The sequence below is a fragment of the Collinsella sp. OF02-10 genome (assembly GCF_003463445.1).
Classification (GTDB): Bacteria; Actinomycetota; Coriobacteriia; order Coriobacteriales; family Coriobacteriaceae; genus Collinsella.
Window position 1 is genome coordinate 15689 of sequence record NZ_QSCW01000016.1, and the last position, 14100, is coordinate 29788.

Sequence of the window (14100 nt, forward strand, 5' to 3'; positions counted from 1 at the left end):
TCCCATGCGGGTGGCCGCCTTTTTACGTAAGGAGTCGCTTTGATGGACAAGGCCGCATCCGCCGGTCATTCGGACCGTTGCCGCATCGTCGTCGATACCTGCTGCGACTTTAGCCCCGAGGTCGCCGCGAACCTCGATGTCGATATCCTGGGTTTCCCCTTCATTATCGATGGCGAAGAGCGCACGGACGACATCTGGTCGAGCATCACACCCAAGGAGTTCTACGACCGTATGCGCGCCGGTGCCCGCGTGTCCACCTCGGCTGTGTCGCTCGGTCGCTATATCGAGTTCTTTACCGAGTGCGCCAAAGAGGGTACGCCTACGGTCTACCTGTGCTTTACCTCGGCGCTGTCGTCGAGCTACAACTCCGCGTGCCAGGCGGCGGACGCCGTGCGCGCCGAGTATCCCAACTTTGAGCTGTACGTGGTCGACAACGCTCTGCCCTGTGCGACCGGCGAGCTCTTGGCGCTTGAGGCCGTGCGCCAGCGTTCGGCGGGACTGACCGCCAAGCAGCTGGTCGACTGGGCAAACGAGGCCAAGACCTATGTCCACGGTTACTTTACGCTCGAGAGCTTTGACGCGCTGGCTGCCGGCGGCCGCATTCCGCCCGCGGCGGCACAGCTCACGGCAAAGCTCGACGTCAAACCCGAGCTGTCCTACGACCTGGCCGGCTCGCTGTCGCTGATCGGCGTCAACCGCGGTCGCAAGAAGGCGCTCAAGTCCATCCTCAAGTCGTTCCGCGAGAACTATGTGCCCGATCGCACCATGCCCATCGCCATTATGACGGCCGATGCCGAGAAGGACGGCGACTGGCTCGAAGCCGTCATCCGCAAGGAGGAGGGTTGCGCCGACGTCACGATCATTCGCAGCTCCGTCGGTCCTACCATCGGCTCGCACGTGGGCCCCGGCATGGTGGCCTGCGCGTTTTGGGGTAAGAACCGCGCCGACAAGGCGTCGCTTTCCGACCGCATCGCCCGCCGCGTGCGCGGCCAGTAGGCAAGCGCTGCGTCCGTAATCGCCCTCGACTCACAGCCCAACGCTGGCACCGAGTATTCAACCTGGTAATAACACCCAACCCAAAAGGAAAGGTTTCATGGCAAACAAGCTCTCCGTCGCATTCATCGGCACCGGAATCATGGGTGCCCCCATTGCCGGCCACATCCTGGATGCCGGCTATCCCGTCACGGTCAACAACCGCACTAAGTCCAAGGCCGCCGCGCTTATCGAGCGCGGTGCCGTTTGGGCCGATACGCCGGCAGATGCCGTGGCGAACGCCGACGTCGTCTTTACCATGGTGGGTTATCCCTCCGAGGTCGAGGAGCTCTACCTGGCGGGCGACGGCCTGCTCGCGTGCACTAAGCCCGGCGCGGTCCTGATCGACCTCACCACAAGCTCGCCCGAGCTGGCGCGCGACATTGCCGAGGCCGCCCAGGTTTCCGGCCGCATGGCGTTTGACTGCCCCGTCACCGGCGGCGAGTCTGGTGCTATCGCCGGCACGCTCACGGCTATCGTGGGCGCCACCGAGAACGATATCGCCCCAGTCCGCGACATCCTTGCCACCTTTGCGGCCAACATCTGCTGCTTCGACGGCGCCGGCAAGGGCCAGGCTGCCAAGCTCGCCAACCAGGTGTCGCTGGGCGCCTGCATGGTCGGTATGGCAGACGCCATGGCATTTGCCGAGCTGAGCGGCCTTGACCTGGAGAAGACCCGCCAGATGATCCTGGGCGGTACCGGTAAGTCCGGCGCCATGGAGAGCCTGGCTCCCAAGGCGCTCGACGGCGACTACAAGCCCGGCTTTATGGTCGAGCACTTCATTAAGGACCTGCGTCTGGCGCTCGCCTACGCCGATGACCGCGAGCTCGCGCTGCCCGGCGCCGACGTGGCCTTTACGCTCTACGACATGCTCGACGCCATCGGTGGTGCCAAGCTGGGCACCCAGGCCATCACGGTCCTCTACAAGGAGGAGGCCGACGCCATCGCCGCCGGTCTGGACTGGTCGCAGTATCGTCCCGAAGAGCACGGTGCCCACGAGGACGGCTGCGGTTGCGGCGAGCACGGCGAGGACCATGAGTGCGGTTGTGGCCATCACCACGGCGAGGACCACGAGTGCTGCGGCGGCCACGGCCATGACGACGGCCACGGCCATGACGACGGCCACGAGTGCTGCTGCGGCCACCATCACGAGGAGTAGCGCCCATGAGCTGGACGTTCGTGGTGCTTGCGCTGGTGCTCTTTCTCTTTGCGATCTACATCGGCTTTTTGTGCGGCCAGTGGGCGTGCGAAAAGCGCGTCATCACCAAGCGCGACTACTGGATCGCCAACTTTGCAGGAGCGGCGGCAGTCGTCCTGCTGACCTGGGTGTTCTCGCTGTTCCCGCTGGTGCAGTTTGCGCCGATCGGCTGGCTCGGCGGCTTTATCGCCGGTCTTAAGATGAGCTTTGGCGAGTCCGTCGGCCCGTGGCGCAAGCACGACGAGGTTTTTAACGTCAACAAGGCCCATCGCGCCGCCGCCGATGCGGGCGACGCCGAGGAACGCCGCCGTGCGCGTCGCAATGGTGCGGCCGACCGACAGCTCATCTCGGTCACCGATGACAGCAAGGGTGCTGGCAAGCACGCTAAGAAATAGTAAGAAGAGGTAACTATGGCAGAAAACAAAGACGAACAGCTCACCGACGAGGAGCTGGCACAGCTCCAGCTGGCAGAGGAGAACGAGAACGCCGTCGACCGCCTGGTCCAGGAGCTCGGCTGCCCCACGCGCCGCATCCGCCAGTTTGCCGCCCGCGTGCTGCACCTGCTTGCCGAGCGCGATCCGCAGCGCGTCGTGCCCTGCGTGCCCGCGCTGATCGAGGCGCTCGATCGCCCCGAGGCGCAGACCCGCTGGGAGGCCCTCGATGCCTTGGCGGCACTCGCCACCACCTGCCCCGAGCAGATGGAGGACGCCTTTGAGGGTGCCGAGACCGCGCTGTTCGACGAGATCTCCTCCACGCTGCGCTATGCCGCCTTCCGCCTGCTGTGCGTGTGGGGTGCCACGAGTGTCGAGCGTTCGCGCGAGGCTTGGCCCATCCTGGACGAGGCCATCCAGTGCTACCACGGCGACCTTGAGTATCGCGACATGCTCGGTTGCCTGTACGAGTTTTGCCAGGGCGAGATCGACGCCGAGGTCGCAGAGAAGCTTGCGCTGCGCCTTAAGTTCGATGCCGAGAACGGTAAGGGCAGCTATCTCAAGGCCCGTTCGAGCGAGATTTGCGAAATGCTTGTTAAACGTTTTGGCCTGGATCTCTCCAAAAAGAAGAAGCGTGCTAGCGTTAAAAAATCTGACGACGCCGAAGACGAGGAGTAACAGATTATGGCGCACGATGTAGTCCTGATTCCCGGTGACGGTATCGGTCCCGAGATTACGCAGGCTATGCGCCGCGTGGTCGAGGCCACTGGTGTCCAGATCAATTGGAACGTCCAGGAGGCCGGCGCCGGCGTCATGGACGAGTTTGGCACGCCGCTGCCCCAACATGTGCTCGATGCGGTTGCCGAGACTAAGGTCGCCATCAAGGGGCCCATCACCACGCCGGTCGGCACGGGTTTCCGCAGCGTTAACGTCGCCCTGCGCAAGCACTTTGACCTGTATGCCTGCGTGCGTCCCTGTCTGTCGCAGCCGGGCGACGGCTCGCGCTTCCGCGACGTTGACCTGGTCATCGTGCGCGAGAACACCGAGGACCTCTACGCCGGTATCGAATTCGATGAGGGTGCTGCCGAGGTCGAGGAGCTTTCGCAGCTCGTCGAGCGCTCGGGCCAGAAGACCTTCGCCGCGGATTCCGCCATCTCGATCAAGCCCATCTCTATCGCCAAGAGCCGCCGTATTGTGGAGTACGCCTTTGAGTATGCCCGCCGCTGCGGCCGCAAAAAGGTGACGGCTGTGCACAAGGCCAATATCATGAAGGCGACCGACGGCCTGTTCCTGCGCGTTGCGCGCGAGGTGGCCGCGGGCTATCCCGACATTGAGTTCAACGACAAGATCGTCGACGCCACCTGCATGGGCCTGGTCCAGAACCCCAACGACTTCGATGTCCTGGTGCTGCCAAACCTGTACGGCGACATCGTGAGCGACCTGTGCGCCGGCCTGGTGGGCGGCCTGGGTATGGCCCCCGGCTCCAACATCGGTGCCGACTGCGCCATCTTTGAGGCGACGCACGGCTCTGCGCCTGATATCGCGGGGCAGGATATTGCCAACCCCACGGCCGAGATCCTCTCTGCTGCGATGATGCTCGATCACCTGGGTGAGAACGACGCGGCCAACCGCATTCGCGCCGCCGTCTCTGCCACTCTCGACGAGGGCGAACAGGTTACCGGTGACGTGCGTCGTGCCCAGACTGGCTCCGTCGAGGGGGCCGTGGGTACGCAGGCCTTTGCCGATGCCGTTATCGCGCACCTAGCTTAAGGCATGCAGGCTGCAAACGCCTAAATAGTACTTAAGTGTTTGCGTATAACCTAAGAATCAATACGCCCGGCGCTCTGTCGGGCGTATTCTATTGCGGACTATGTTTCCTAACAAGGAGTAACTGATATGGGTCTGATTCAAAAGAAGGACGAGAAGGACGAGATCGACGGCATCCAGATCATCGAGCGCGGCGAAGGCCCCGACGGTGACGAGACCGAGAAGATCGATCTGGTCGCCGGTACGTCTGCCGAGCACATCGCTGCTGGCACGACGGCCGAGGAAGAGGACGCCCGCCTGGAGGCTCAGATCGCCGCGGACGCCGCTGACGAGAATCTGATGCCCGAGGAGCAGGATGAGGACAACGACCCCGACGCGGATGACCACGCATCCAGGCACAAGAAGACGATGATTGCCGCCTTTGTGGTCGCAGTCGTGATCGCTGCTGTGGTCGGCTTCTTTATTGGCAATGGCGGCTTTGGTGGCAAGGGCGTCGGTTCGTCGACCCTGACCGAGGGCCAGCTCGATTCGACCGTGGCAAGCTATAGCTACAACGGCAAGAAGAGCGACATCACTGCGCGCGAGGCCATCGAGAGCCAGTACAGCCTCGATACCGTCAAGGATAGCAACGGCAACTACACCGCCCCCTCTGCCGACGTCATCCTGTCCTACGTGCGCAACAAGATTCTGCTCGATGCTGCCGAGGACGAGGGCATTACCGTCTCCTCTAAGGAGATGAAGAAGTACGCCGAGGATTCTATCGGCACTTCGGACTACGACACCATGGCCAAGCAGTATGGCGTGTCCAAGGACCAGGCCAAGCAGATCGTCCGCCAGTCCGCGACGCTGCAGAAGCTCTACAAGAAGAAGGTGGGCGATACGTCCGCGAGCATGCCGACCGCTCCGACCGAGCCTTCTGACGGCAACGAGGACACCGCGAGCAAGGATTACGCCGATTACATCATCAACCTTGCCGGTGACGAGTGGGATAGCTCGAAGGGCACCTGGAAGGACGAGAACAGCACCTACGCTAAGGCCTTCGCTAACGATGCCTTTACCGCCGATAGCGCTACCTATAAGCAGGCCATGACCGCCTATTACACCGCCTATCAGCAGTATTCTTCGCAGGCCTCGAGCGCCAGCTCCAAGTGGACCGAGTATGCCAACGGCCTCTATGCCAAGGCCAACATCAGCATCTACGGCCTGTTTGCTTAAAGGTTGCCCGAGCTTTCGAGCACGAAGTCGAAATATCTGATTGAGCCCGCTAGAACGCATCGTTCTGGCGGGCTTTTTGCGTTGAGGGCGTGATTGGCGGCTTAATTATGGCTATTCATCTTTAAGTCCAAAGAGGTTATCGGCTTCATCGTCAGGCATATATTCCAGCACATCGCCCGGTTGGCAGTCGAGAGCCCGGCATATCGCGTCAAGAGTTGAAAAGCGCACGGCAGAAACCTTGCCCGTCTTGATACGCGACATATTGACCTGGGAGATACCCACGCGTTCCGCAAGCTCTTTGGATGAAGTCTTGCGTTCGGCAAGCATGCGGTCGAGCCGCAGAATAATCATGGATTCCCCCTAGAGCAACTCGTCATCTTGTTTTTGCAGGATACACCCGTACTGGAAGATGCTAGCAATCAGGCTAATAATTAGGCCTGCAAAGAGCATAGAGAGGTCGAGATGCTGCCCGCCAAGTGCATCCGTAAAGCTGCCGCCAAATCCTGAGAGTATCAGCCCTGTGACTATGGCACCAAAAAGTTTCACGGCGGCGCCGCCGATAAGGAACAAATGTCCTATTTGACGTAGTATGCGGATGCATTCGAGGTCAAAGGGCCTGCCCGCCTTTTCAATGGCGGAGAAAAACCTGTATGCGCTTAGCGCGATGGCAAGCGCGAGGCATGCCATCATGCCGCTCCCTATGGCAGTATGACCGTCGTGCGCGACAAGCATAAGAGGAGTCTGTTCATTGGTGCCGACGAGAGCGAGAATTGGCCCTTCGCTAGCCTCAAGCTCTACGGATTGGAGACAGAACCCTTGGGAGAGGCTAGGCAATATGAGTAGATCGTAGATTGCAATGACTGCGAGGAGTCCCAGAGCGAGCGCCACGATGGTGCAGATTGTGCCCCATTTGCAGTAGCGAGTGAGCTTCCTCAGTTTGGCTATTGCCTGTTCACGGTCGATGGCTTCATTCGATTTGGATACGTTCCAGCGGATCATAGCTCCTCCAACCAATGTCTTGGATGATACTTGTATCTTATATCATACTTAATGATAAACGATAAACAATTACAGATTAGAGTAAGAGTAAGTAATGTTTGTGAGACGAATAGCGAGAGCTTGTGGCATATTTAGGGAGTGAGAGTTTGGCACGTGGGGGATGGACGAGTATCTAAATATCCTGCAACCGCGCAAGTGCTTCATCGGGTTTCCCTAATTCATATGGAAAAGGAGCTGCAAACGATTGGAAATAACCGCTGAGCGGTCGAAAACTACCGTTCACCGATAATTTCTAAACTGGTTCTAACTGGTATTAAGTCAAAAAGACCAATTCACAAATCTTCACAATGACCTGCATTTTTTCTACATGCCATTTTTGGCCACCCTGCGTTGTTTAGACACAGAAAAGGTTCCGATCATTCGTCGAATCATTTCGAAACGGTTTCAAAGCCGCAGGTAGAAGTGTTAACGAGCGGTAAACGGTCGATTTATCGCCGTGAGCGGTGCAAAAACGTTTTACTGCGTGAATCAGCGAAAGCGACCTCTTCTGTGATGATATAGTGACAACAACACGTCACGTGGTTACTACCAGTTGAGATACCACTGGTCTTCAAAGAACGCTTTCCAAGAAGCTTTAAGGGCGTCCGCCCGCTGGCTTCCGAAAACATCGGACTCAGATCGTACACACCTTCGGAAGGGAAATTTGAATGGTTGGCTTTATTCTTACCGGTCATGGACAGTTCGCACCCGGCCTCGCAAGCGCTATCGCTATGGTCGCCGGTGATCAGCCCGCTTTTACCGTCGTTCCTTTCGAGGGCGACCAGGCTGCTTCCTACGGTGAGGATCTCCGCGCCGCTATCACCGCCATGCGCGAGGAGTGCGATGGCGTGCTCGTCTTTACCGACCTGCTTGGTGGTACCCCGTTCAACCAGGCAATGATGATTGCCCAGGATGTCGACAACGTCGAGATTCTGACTGGCACGAACCTTCCCATGGTTATTGAGCTTCTGTTCCTCCGCGGCAACGCTACGCTCGCCGAGCTTGGCGAGCAGGCCGTGACCGTTGGCCAGACGGGCATCACCGCCCAGACGGTTGCCTCCGTCGCTGGTGCCGAGGAAGAGGATATCTTCGGCGACGAGGACGGCATCTAATGGCCGATTTCGGAGCCAGCGTCCTGAGCTCCTCGGTCGCTCTTTTAGGTCTTCTCGTCATCATGGGTGTGATTTACACCATTTGGTCTCAGATCAACATGAAGAAGAAGCAGAAGTACTTCAAGGAGCTGCACACCGAGCTCAAGCCGGGTCAGGAGGTTCTTTTCGCCGGCGGTATCTACGGAACCGTCAAGGGCATCGAAGGCGAAAAGGTCCAGATCAAAGTCCGATCCGGTGCCGTCGTAGATGTTTCGCGTTATGCGATTCAGGAGATCAAGTAACTGTCGTCAGCAAATAACGAAAGGAAGCTGATCAACATGGCAGAACCCAACATTCTTCTTACCCGCATCGATAACCGACTGGTCCATGGTCAGGTCGCTACCCAGTGGAACTCCACCCTGGGCTCCAACCTTATCCTCGTCGCCAACGACGATGTGTCGACCAACACCATGCGCCAGAACCTCATGAAGATGGCCGCTCCCGCCGGCGTCGCTACGCGTTTCTTCTCCCTGCAGAAGACCATCGACGTCATTGGCAAGGCGAGCCCGCGCCAGAAGATCTTCATCGTGGCCGAAACACCGGAAGACGTGCTTACGCTCGTCAAGGGCGGTGTGCCTATAAAGAAGGTAAACATCGGCAACATGCACATGTCGGAAGGAAAGCGCCAAGTCGCCACCTCCGTCGCAGTTAACGACGAGGATGTCGCTGCGTTTAAAGAGCTGCAGGAATTGGGGGTGGAGTTGGAGATCAGGCGCGTTCCGAGCACGCCTGTTGAGGACACGAGCAAGCTCTTCTCGTAATCCTCGTGATCCACGTTGTCAGGAGTGAAACCCTGACGTTCTGTACGTGATATCCAAAGTGCGTACATACATTTTGAAAGGAGGAGCAAGATGGAATACTCGATCATCCAGGTCGCTCTGGTCTTCATCGTCACGTTCGTCGCGGCAATCGACCAGTTCAACTTCCTCGAGTCTCTCTATCAGCCCATCGTCACCGGCGCCGTCATCGGTCTTATCCTTGGCGACCTCAACACCGGTCTTCTCGTGGGTGGTACCTATCAGCTCATGACGATCGGCAACATGCCGATCGGAGGCGCTCAGCCGCCTAACGCCGTCATCGGCGGCATCATGGCAGCCATTCTCGCTATCGCTACGGGCCTCGAGCCCAACGCGGCAGTCGGCCTTGCCATTCCGTTCGCTCTGCTTGGTCAGCTCGGCGTTACCCTGGTCTTCACGCTTATGTCGCCCCTCATGTCCTCCGCGGACAACATGGCTCATAACGCTGACACCAAGGGCATCGAGCGTCTGAACTACTTCGCCATGGCTCTGCTCGGCCTGATCTTCGCTGTCGTCGTCACCCTGTTCTTCATCGCTGGCGCTACCATCGGTCAGACCATCGCTTCCGCCATCCCGACTTGGCTGCAGACCGGTCTTTCCGCTGCAGGCGGCATGATGCGCTTCGTCGGCTTCGCCGTCCTGCTCAAGGTTATGATGAACCGCGATATGTGGGGCTTCTTCCTCATGGGCTTTGGCCTCGCGCTCATCACCGTTGCCAACGATTCTCTGGCAACCCCTGCCCTGCTCATCCTCGCTCTCATCGGCTTCGGCATCGCTTTCTGGGACTTCCAGCAGCAGACCGAGCTGAAGGGTGCAGCTGTTTCTGACGGAGGTGACTTCGAAGATGGCATCTAATGAGTATGTGATCCCGGAGCACTACGAGGATCTCACTCCTGCTCCGCAGCTCGACCAGAAGACCCTCAACAAGATGGCTTGGCGCTCCTGCTTCCTGCAGGCATCGTTCAACTACGAGCGCATGCAGGCCGCTGGCTGGCTTTACTCCATCATCCCCGGTCTGGAGAAGATCCATACCAACAAGAACGACCTCGCGGCTTCCATGAGCCACAACCTGGAGTTCTTCAACACCCACCCGTTCCTCGTCACCTTTGTTATGGGTATCGTGCTTTCGCTCGAGCAGAACAAGGTTGACATCCCCACGATCCGCGCCGTCCGCGTCGCCGCAATGGGCCCGCTCGGTGGTATCGGTGACGCCCTGTTCTGGCTGACGCTCGTGCCTATCACGGCCGGCATCACCTCCAACATGGCCATCAACGGCAACGCCGCTGCGCCGATCATCTTCCTGGTGATCTTCAACGTCGTCCAGTTCGCTCTGCGCTTCTGGCTCATGAACTGGTCCTACAAGCTTGGCACCAGCGCTATTGACGCTCTGACTGCCAACATGCAGGCCTTCACGCGTGCCGCTTCCATCATGGGCGTCTTCGTCGTCGGTTGCCTGGTCGTCACCATGGGTGGCACCCAGATCAACCTCCAGATCCCCAACGGCACCACCCGTGGCCTCTCCGCTACTACCGTGATCGTCTCCGAGAAGGAGGCCGAGAACTTCACCGGTATGGAGGGCATCGATACCGAGACCGCTGAGGCCGGTACCATCGCCATGACCGATGAGGACGGCAACGCCCTCACCGCTTCCGATGCCGACGGCAACGCTGTCGAGTGCGGCGTCACCGATCTGGGCAACGGCATGGAGTCCGTTACCTACGGCACCGTCACCGAGGATCCGGTCAACTTCTCCGTTGCCGACACCCTCAACACCATCGTCCCGAAGCTCGTCCCGCTTATGCTTACGCTGCTGCTTTACTACATGTTCGCTAAGCACAGCTGGACCCCGACCAAGGGCATTCTGCTGCTCTTCGTCCTGGGCATCCTGGGCGCTGGCCCGCTTGGTCTCTGGCCGAGCATCTGGTAAGGCTCTAGCTTGAGGGGTGTGTCCCTACGCGGCTCACACCCCGACCCCTTAAGCCATGTGTATGTTAAAAGCCGCGTGCTCGAAAGAGCGCGCGGCTTTTGTTTTCTTGATGATTCGGGTGTTGCGGACTGATAATGCTTAACACCCTAGGTAGTTAGCCGAATTCGAGCAAAAGGGAGGATAGGATGGCGATCGGAGCGCGCAAGCAACCGCTGTACGATCAGCTGGTCGATATTCTGACCGAAAAGATTGACCATGAATATCGCGCCGGTGACATGATTCCTTCCGAGCGCGAACTTTCGGAGCGCTATGGTCTCTCGCGCACTACGGTACGCCTGGCTCTGCAGGAACTGGAGCGTTTAGGACTGGTGGTTCGGCAGCACGGTCGCGGTACCTTTGTGACCGACCGTTCGGCAAAGGCAACCAATCTTATGCAGTCGTACAGCTTTACCGAGCAGATGCGCGCGATGGGTCGCGACCCCGAGACCACGATTCTCGAGTTTTGCGAGATGGAGGCCGATAAGAATCTGGCCGAGCATATGGGATTGCGTATCGGTGATCGCATTTTTAAGCTTAAGCGCCTTCGTTCTGCCGACAACATGCCCATGATGGTCGAACGCAGCTATCTACCGGTTCGTCAATTTCTGTCCCTAAAGCGACCGCTGCTGGAGCGCAAGCCGCTTTACGATGTGATTGAGCAAGACTTTCAGCAAAAGATACGCGTGGCCGAAGAGGAGTTCTATGCGAGCATAGCCCGTCCCACCGACGCCCACCTTTTGGGAATTGTCGAGGGCTCGCCTGTGCTCGATTTGGTCAGGACTACGTATAACGAGTCAAACGAGGTTGTGGAGTATACACTCTCGGTTGCTCGTGCCGATCAGTTTAAATACAAGGTTTACCACCAGCGTAGCAACTAGTGTCCGCATCGTTTCCATATGGTGATTCTTTGCATTTAACTGGTTACTACCAGATAACCAACCGAAGTGTATAATTGCACGTCAGAGGATTACTTCTAGAGAGAGGTATTAGAAATGTTCGAGAAGAGTGTCGAGGAGCTCACCGAGCTCGGCGCCCAGATCACCACGGCCGAGATTGCTCAGCAGCCCGAGCTTTGGCGTGATACGCTCAACATCTATCGCGAGAACAAGGAGGCCATCGAGGCCTTCCTGGCCGAGGCTCGCGCTATGGGCGAGGGCCGTCTGTCCGTTGTCTTCACCGGTGCCGGTACGTCCGACTACGTTGGCGATACCTGCGCCCCGTACCTGCGTCACGCTGGCAACACTGATCTCTACGACTTTAAGCCCATCGCCACGACCGACATCGTGAGCGCTCCGCGCGACTTCCTGCGCGCCGAGGATCCCACGCTCGTGGTTTCCTTTGCCCGCTCTGGCAACAGTCCCGAGAGCCTTGCCGCCGTTGCCGTCGCCAAGGAGCTCGTCCACAACGTCAAGTTCCTCAACATTACCTGCGCTCCCGAGGGCAAGCTTGCCGTCGAGTCCGCCGATGATCCCAATGCGCTGACGCTGCTCATCCCGCGCGCCAACGACAAGGGCTTCGCCATGACCGGTTCCTACACCTGCATGACCCTGCTCTCCACCCTTATTTTCGACACTGCCTCTGACGAGCAGAAGGCCGAGTGGGTCGAGACCATCGCCAAGATGGGCGAGGAGGTTATCGCTCGCGAGTCCGAGGTTGCCGATTACCTCGCTGGCGACTTCAACCGCGTGACCTACTTGGGTTCTGGCTCCTTCGGTGGCCTTGCCCAGGAGAGCCAGCTCAAGATCCTCGAGCTCGCTCACGGTCTGGTCGCTACTTCCTACGACACCTCCATGGGCTATCGTCACGGACCTAAGTCCTTCGTCGACGATAAGACGCTCGTCTTCGTGTTCGTCAACAACGACGCCTACACCCGTCAGTACGACATCGACATCCTCAACGAGATCGGTGGCGACAAGATCGCTCAGCACACCGTTGCCGTTCAGCAGGATGGCGCTACCGTCTATGAGGGTGAGTCCTTTACCTTTAAGGGCTACGAGGCGCTTCCCGAGGGCTACCTTGCCCTGCCGTTCGTGATGTTTGCCCAGGCTATCAGCCTGCTCAACTCCGTGCGCGTGGGCAACACGCCCGATACGCCGAGCCCCACCGGCACGGTCAACCGCGTGGTCAAGGGCGTGACGATTCACCCCTTCACCGCTTAATCGCGTCCCCCTGTAAGGGCGCCCGTCCGCTCATAACGGCGGGCGGGCGCTTTTTGTTTTTACATGGACCGGGTATAAGCATCACCACAGTCAACTGCTTTAGAAGCAAGGAGTGCATATGAGCACGTACGCAATTAAGGCTGACAAGTTCTTCTTGCCGGCAGGCCCGCAACTGGGCGGCTATCTTATGGTCGAGGATGGCGTCTTTGGCGCCTGGCAGGCCGACGAGCCCTCTTGCGAGATTAAGGACTACACGGGATCGTGGATCGCACCGGGTATGGTCGATACTCACATCCATGGCTTCTACAACCACTCAACTACCGATAACGATCCCGAGGGCATTGATATCAGCTCGACCGAGCTCGCCCGTCGCGGTACCACCAGCTGGCTGCCCACGACGTTCACCGATGGCGTTGAGCAGATCAAGGACGCCTGCGCCGCTATCGCCCAGGCGGACGAGGGTCGCGGCCCCGACTTCTGCGGTGCTCGCATTCAGGGCATCTACCTGGAGGGCCCCTTCTTTACCATGAAGCACGTGGGCGCGCAGAACCCCGCTTACCTGATCGATCCCTCCGAGGAGGTCTTCGACCAGTGGCAGGAGGCTGCTGGCGGACGTATCGTCAAGAGCGCTATGGCCGCTGAGCGCGATGGCGCTGCCACCTATGCTGCCGCCCTCAACGCGAAGGGCGTCGTGACCAGCATCGGTCACTCCGACGCCACCTACGATGAGTGCATCGCCGCCATCAACGCCGGTGCCAGCTGCTTTACGCATACCTATAACGGCCAGCGCGGGCTGCATCACCGTGAGCCCGGTGTCGTGGGTGCTGCCATGTCCACGCCCGAGACCTACGCTGAGATCATCTGTGACGGCAAGCACGTAAACCCTGCCGCCATCAAGGCGCTGCTGCAGGCAAAGGGCTGGCAGCACACGGTACTCATCACCGACTGCCTGGGCTGCGGCGGCATGCCCGAGGGCAGCTACACCAGTGGCGGCATGGACGTCATCATGAAGGACAACCTGTGCTGGCTCGCCGACGGCAAGAGCATTGCCGGCTCGGTGCTCACGCTTGCCCAGGGTGTCAAGAACATCGTCGACTGGGGCATCGCCAGCGCCGATATCGCCATTCGCATGGCAACCGAGGTGCCGGCACGCTCCGCGCACATCGAGGATAAGTGCGGCAGCATCATGCCGGGTCGCGACGCCGACTTTGTCGTGTTCGACCACGAGCTCACCCTCGTCGAGACGTATGTTGGCGGTCAGAGCGTCGGTAACGCCTTTACCGAGTAACGATAGAAAAAGACGGCGGGCCCGAATCTGCTCGGACCCGCCGTATGGGTTAAACGCT

Annotated in this window: 16 protein-coding genes; 14 read left to right on the plus strand and 2 right to left on the minus strand. The window is 59.1% G+C overall.

Annotated features, from left to right (window positions below; genetic code table 11):
• The first annotated feature begins 42 nt into the window (after positions 1-42).
• From DXA43_RS07905 to DXA43_RS07930, 6 genes are all read left to right on the plus strand, one after another.
• The gene (locus DXA43_RS07905) at positions 43-996 is read left to right on the plus strand and encodes a DegV family protein (RefSeq protein ID WP_117806786.1); all 954 of its coding nucleotides are present in this window, start codon (positions 43-45) and stop codon (positions 994-996) included.
• Positions 997-1093: 97 nt separating this feature from the next.
• Positions 1094-2191 (plus strand): NAD(P)-dependent oxidoreductase, encoded by a 1098-nt coding sequence (locus DXA43_RS07910; RefSeq protein WP_117806787.1) that lies wholly within the window; start codon positions 1094-1096, stop codon positions 2189-2191.
• A gap of 5 nt (positions 2192-2196) precedes the next feature.
• Positions 2197-2625, plus strand: coding sequence for a hypothetical protein (locus DXA43_RS07915; RefSeq protein WP_055310425.1), 429 nt, complete (start codon positions 2197-2199; stop codon positions 2623-2625).
• Positions 2626-2640: 15 nt separating this feature from the next.
• Positions 2641-3339 (plus strand): hypothetical protein, encoded by a 699-nt coding sequence (locus DXA43_RS07920; protein WP_117637060.1) that lies wholly within the window; start codon positions 2641-2643, stop codon positions 3337-3339.
• A 6-nt stretch (positions 3340-3345) separates the two neighbouring features.
• Complete coding sequence (locus DXA43_RS07925) at positions 3346-4431, plus strand: isocitrate/isopropylmalate dehydrogenase family protein (protein WP_117637059.1); 1086 nt, start codon at positions 3346-3348, stop codon at positions 4429-4431.
• Between the two features lie 126 nt (positions 4432-4557).
• Positions 4558-5643 carry a hypothetical protein gene (locus tag DXA43_RS07930; RefSeq protein ID WP_117806788.1) on the plus strand — a complete coding sequence of 362 codons (1086 nt, stop codon included), beginning with the start codon at positions 4558-4560 and terminating at the stop codon, positions 5641-5643.
• Between the two features lie 111 nt (positions 5644-5754).
• On the opposite strand, the gene DXA43_RS07935 is transcribed toward DXA43_RS07930, so the two are convergent.
• Together DXA43_RS07935 and DXA43_RS07940 are read right to left on the minus strand one after the other, a co-directional pair.
• Positions 5755-5994, minus strand: coding sequence for a helix-turn-helix transcriptional regulator (locus DXA43_RS07935; RefSeq protein ID WP_117806789.1), 240 nt, complete (start codon positions 5992-5994; stop codon positions 5755-5757).
• Positions 5995-6003: 9 nt separating this feature from the next.
• Positions 6004-6642 (minus strand): DUF2975 domain-containing protein, encoded by a 639-nt coding sequence (locus tag DXA43_RS07940; protein WP_117637056.1) that lies wholly within the window; start codon positions 6640-6642, stop codon positions 6004-6006.
• 707 nt (positions 6643-7349) lie between these two features.
• On the opposite strand from DXA43_RS07940, the gene DXA43_RS07945 reads away from it, so the two are divergent.
• The 8 genes from DXA43_RS07945 to nagA all read left to right on the plus strand — a co-directional run bounded on the left by DXA43_RS07945 (position 7350) and on the right by nagA (position 14042).
• Complete coding sequence (locus DXA43_RS07945) at positions 7350-7793, plus strand: PTS fructose transporter subunit IIA (RefSeq protein WP_117564748.1); 444 nt, start codon at positions 7350-7352, stop codon at positions 7791-7793.
• Positions 7793-8074: a preprotein translocase subunit YajC gene (gene yajC / locus DXA43_RS07950; protein ID WP_117806790.1), complete on the plus strand. Its 282-nt coding sequence runs from the start codon at positions 7793-7795 to the stop codon at positions 8072-8074. Before DXA43_RS07945 ends, yajC begins: the two co-directional genes overlap by 1 nt.
• A 36-nt stretch (positions 8075-8110) precedes the next feature.
• Positions 8111-8593 (plus strand): PTS N-acetylgalactosamine transporter subunit IIB, encoded by a 483-nt coding sequence (gene agaV / locus DXA43_RS07955; RefSeq protein ID WP_089572404.1) that lies wholly within the window; start codon positions 8111-8113, stop codon positions 8591-8593.
• A gap of 90 nt (positions 8594-8683) precedes the next feature.
• Positions 8684-9484 carry a PTS sugar transporter subunit IIC gene (locus tag DXA43_RS07960; protein ID WP_089572403.1) on the plus strand — a complete coding sequence of 267 codons (801 nt, stop codon included), beginning with the start codon at positions 8684-8686 and terminating at the stop codon, positions 9482-9484.
• Positions 9474-10556 carry a PTS system mannose/fructose/sorbose family transporter subunit IID gene (locus DXA43_RS07965; RefSeq protein WP_022094609.1) on the plus strand — a complete coding sequence of 361 codons (1083 nt, stop codon included), beginning with the start codon at positions 9474-9476 and terminating at the stop codon, positions 10554-10556. The genes DXA43_RS07960 and DXA43_RS07965 overlap by 11 nt, the downstream gene beginning before the upstream one ends.
• 185 nt (positions 10557-10741) lie before the next feature.
• Complete coding sequence (locus tag DXA43_RS07970; protein ID WP_117806791.1) at positions 10742-11473, plus strand: GntR family transcriptional regulator; 732 nt, start codon at positions 10742-10744, stop codon at positions 11471-11473.
• A gap of 114 nt (positions 11474-11587) precedes the next feature.
• Positions 11588-12754 carry an SIS domain-containing protein gene (locus DXA43_RS07975; RefSeq protein ID WP_117806792.1) on the plus strand — a complete coding sequence of 389 codons (1167 nt, stop codon included), beginning with the start codon at positions 11588-11590 and terminating at the stop codon, positions 12752-12754.
• Positions 12755-12872: 118 nt separating this feature from the next.
• The gene (nagA, locus tag DXA43_RS07980; protein WP_117635803.1) at positions 12873-14042 is read left to right on the plus strand and encodes an N-acetylglucosamine-6-phosphate deacetylase; all 1170 of its coding nucleotides are present in this window, start codon (positions 12873-12875) and stop codon (positions 14040-14042) included.
• Positions 14043-14100 lie beyond the last annotated feature (58 nt).

Bases quoted from the DNA above. Each gene is read 5' to 3' on its own strand.
- DXA43_RS07960 (WP_089572403.1), top strand. From the start codon at position 8,684: ATGGAATACTCGATCATCCAGGTCGCTCTGGTCTTCATCGTCACGTTC.
- DXA43_RS07965 (WP_022094609.1), top strand. From the start codon at position 9,474: ATGGCATCTAATGAGTATGTGATCCCGGAGCACTACGAGGATCTCACT.
- DXA43_RS07935 (WP_117806789.1), bottom strand. From the start codon at position 5,994: ATGATTATTCTGCGGCTCGACCGCATGCTTGCCGAACGCAAGACTTCA.
- agaV (WP_089572404.1), top strand. From the start codon at position 8,111: ATGGCAGAACCCAACATTCTTCTTACCCGCATCGATAACCGACTGGTC.
- DXA43_RS07970 (WP_117806791.1), top strand. From the start codon at position 10,742: ATGGCGATCGGAGCGCGCAAGCAACCGCTGTACGATCAGCTGGTCGAT.
- DXA43_RS07975 (WP_117806792.1), top strand. From the start codon at position 11,588: ATGTTCGAGAAGAGTGTCGAGGAGCTCACCGAGCTCGGCGCCCAGATC.
- DXA43_RS07940 (WP_117637056.1), bottom strand. From the start codon at position 6,642: ATGATCCGCTGGAACGTATCCAAATCGAATGAAGCCATCGACCGTGAA.
- DXA43_RS07945 (WP_117564748.1), top strand. From the start codon at position 7,350: ATGGTTGGCTTTATTCTTACCGGTCATGGACAGTTCGCACCCGGCCTC.
- DXA43_RS07925 (WP_117637059.1), top strand. From the start codon at position 3,346: ATGGCGCACGATGTAGTCCTGATTCCCGGTGACGGTATCGGTCCCGAG.
- DXA43_RS07930 (WP_117806788.1), top strand. From the start codon at position 4,558: ATGGGTCTGATTCAAAAGAAGGACGAGAAGGACGAGATCGACGGCATC.
- DXA43_RS07910 (WP_117806787.1), top strand. From the start codon at position 1,094: ATGGCAAACAAGCTCTCCGTCGCATTCATCGGCACCGGAATCATGGGT.
- DXA43_RS07905 (WP_117806786.1), top strand. From the start codon at position 43: ATGGACAAGGCCGCATCCGCCGGTCATTCGGACCGTTGCCGCATCGTC.
- nagA (WP_117635803.1), top strand. From the start codon at position 12,873: ATGAGCACGTACGCAATTAAGGCTGACAAGTTCTTCTTGCCGGCAGGC.
- DXA43_RS07920 (WP_117637060.1), top strand. From the start codon at position 2,641: ATGGCAGAAAACAAAGACGAACAGCTCACCGACGAGGAGCTGGCACAG.
- yajC (WP_117806790.1), top strand. From the start codon at position 7,793: ATGGCCGATTTCGGAGCCAGCGTCCTGAGCTCCTCGGTCGCTCTTTTA.
- DXA43_RS07915 (WP_055310425.1), top strand. From the start codon at position 2,197: ATGAGCTGGACGTTCGTGGTGCTTGCGCTGGTGCTCTTTCTCTTTGCG.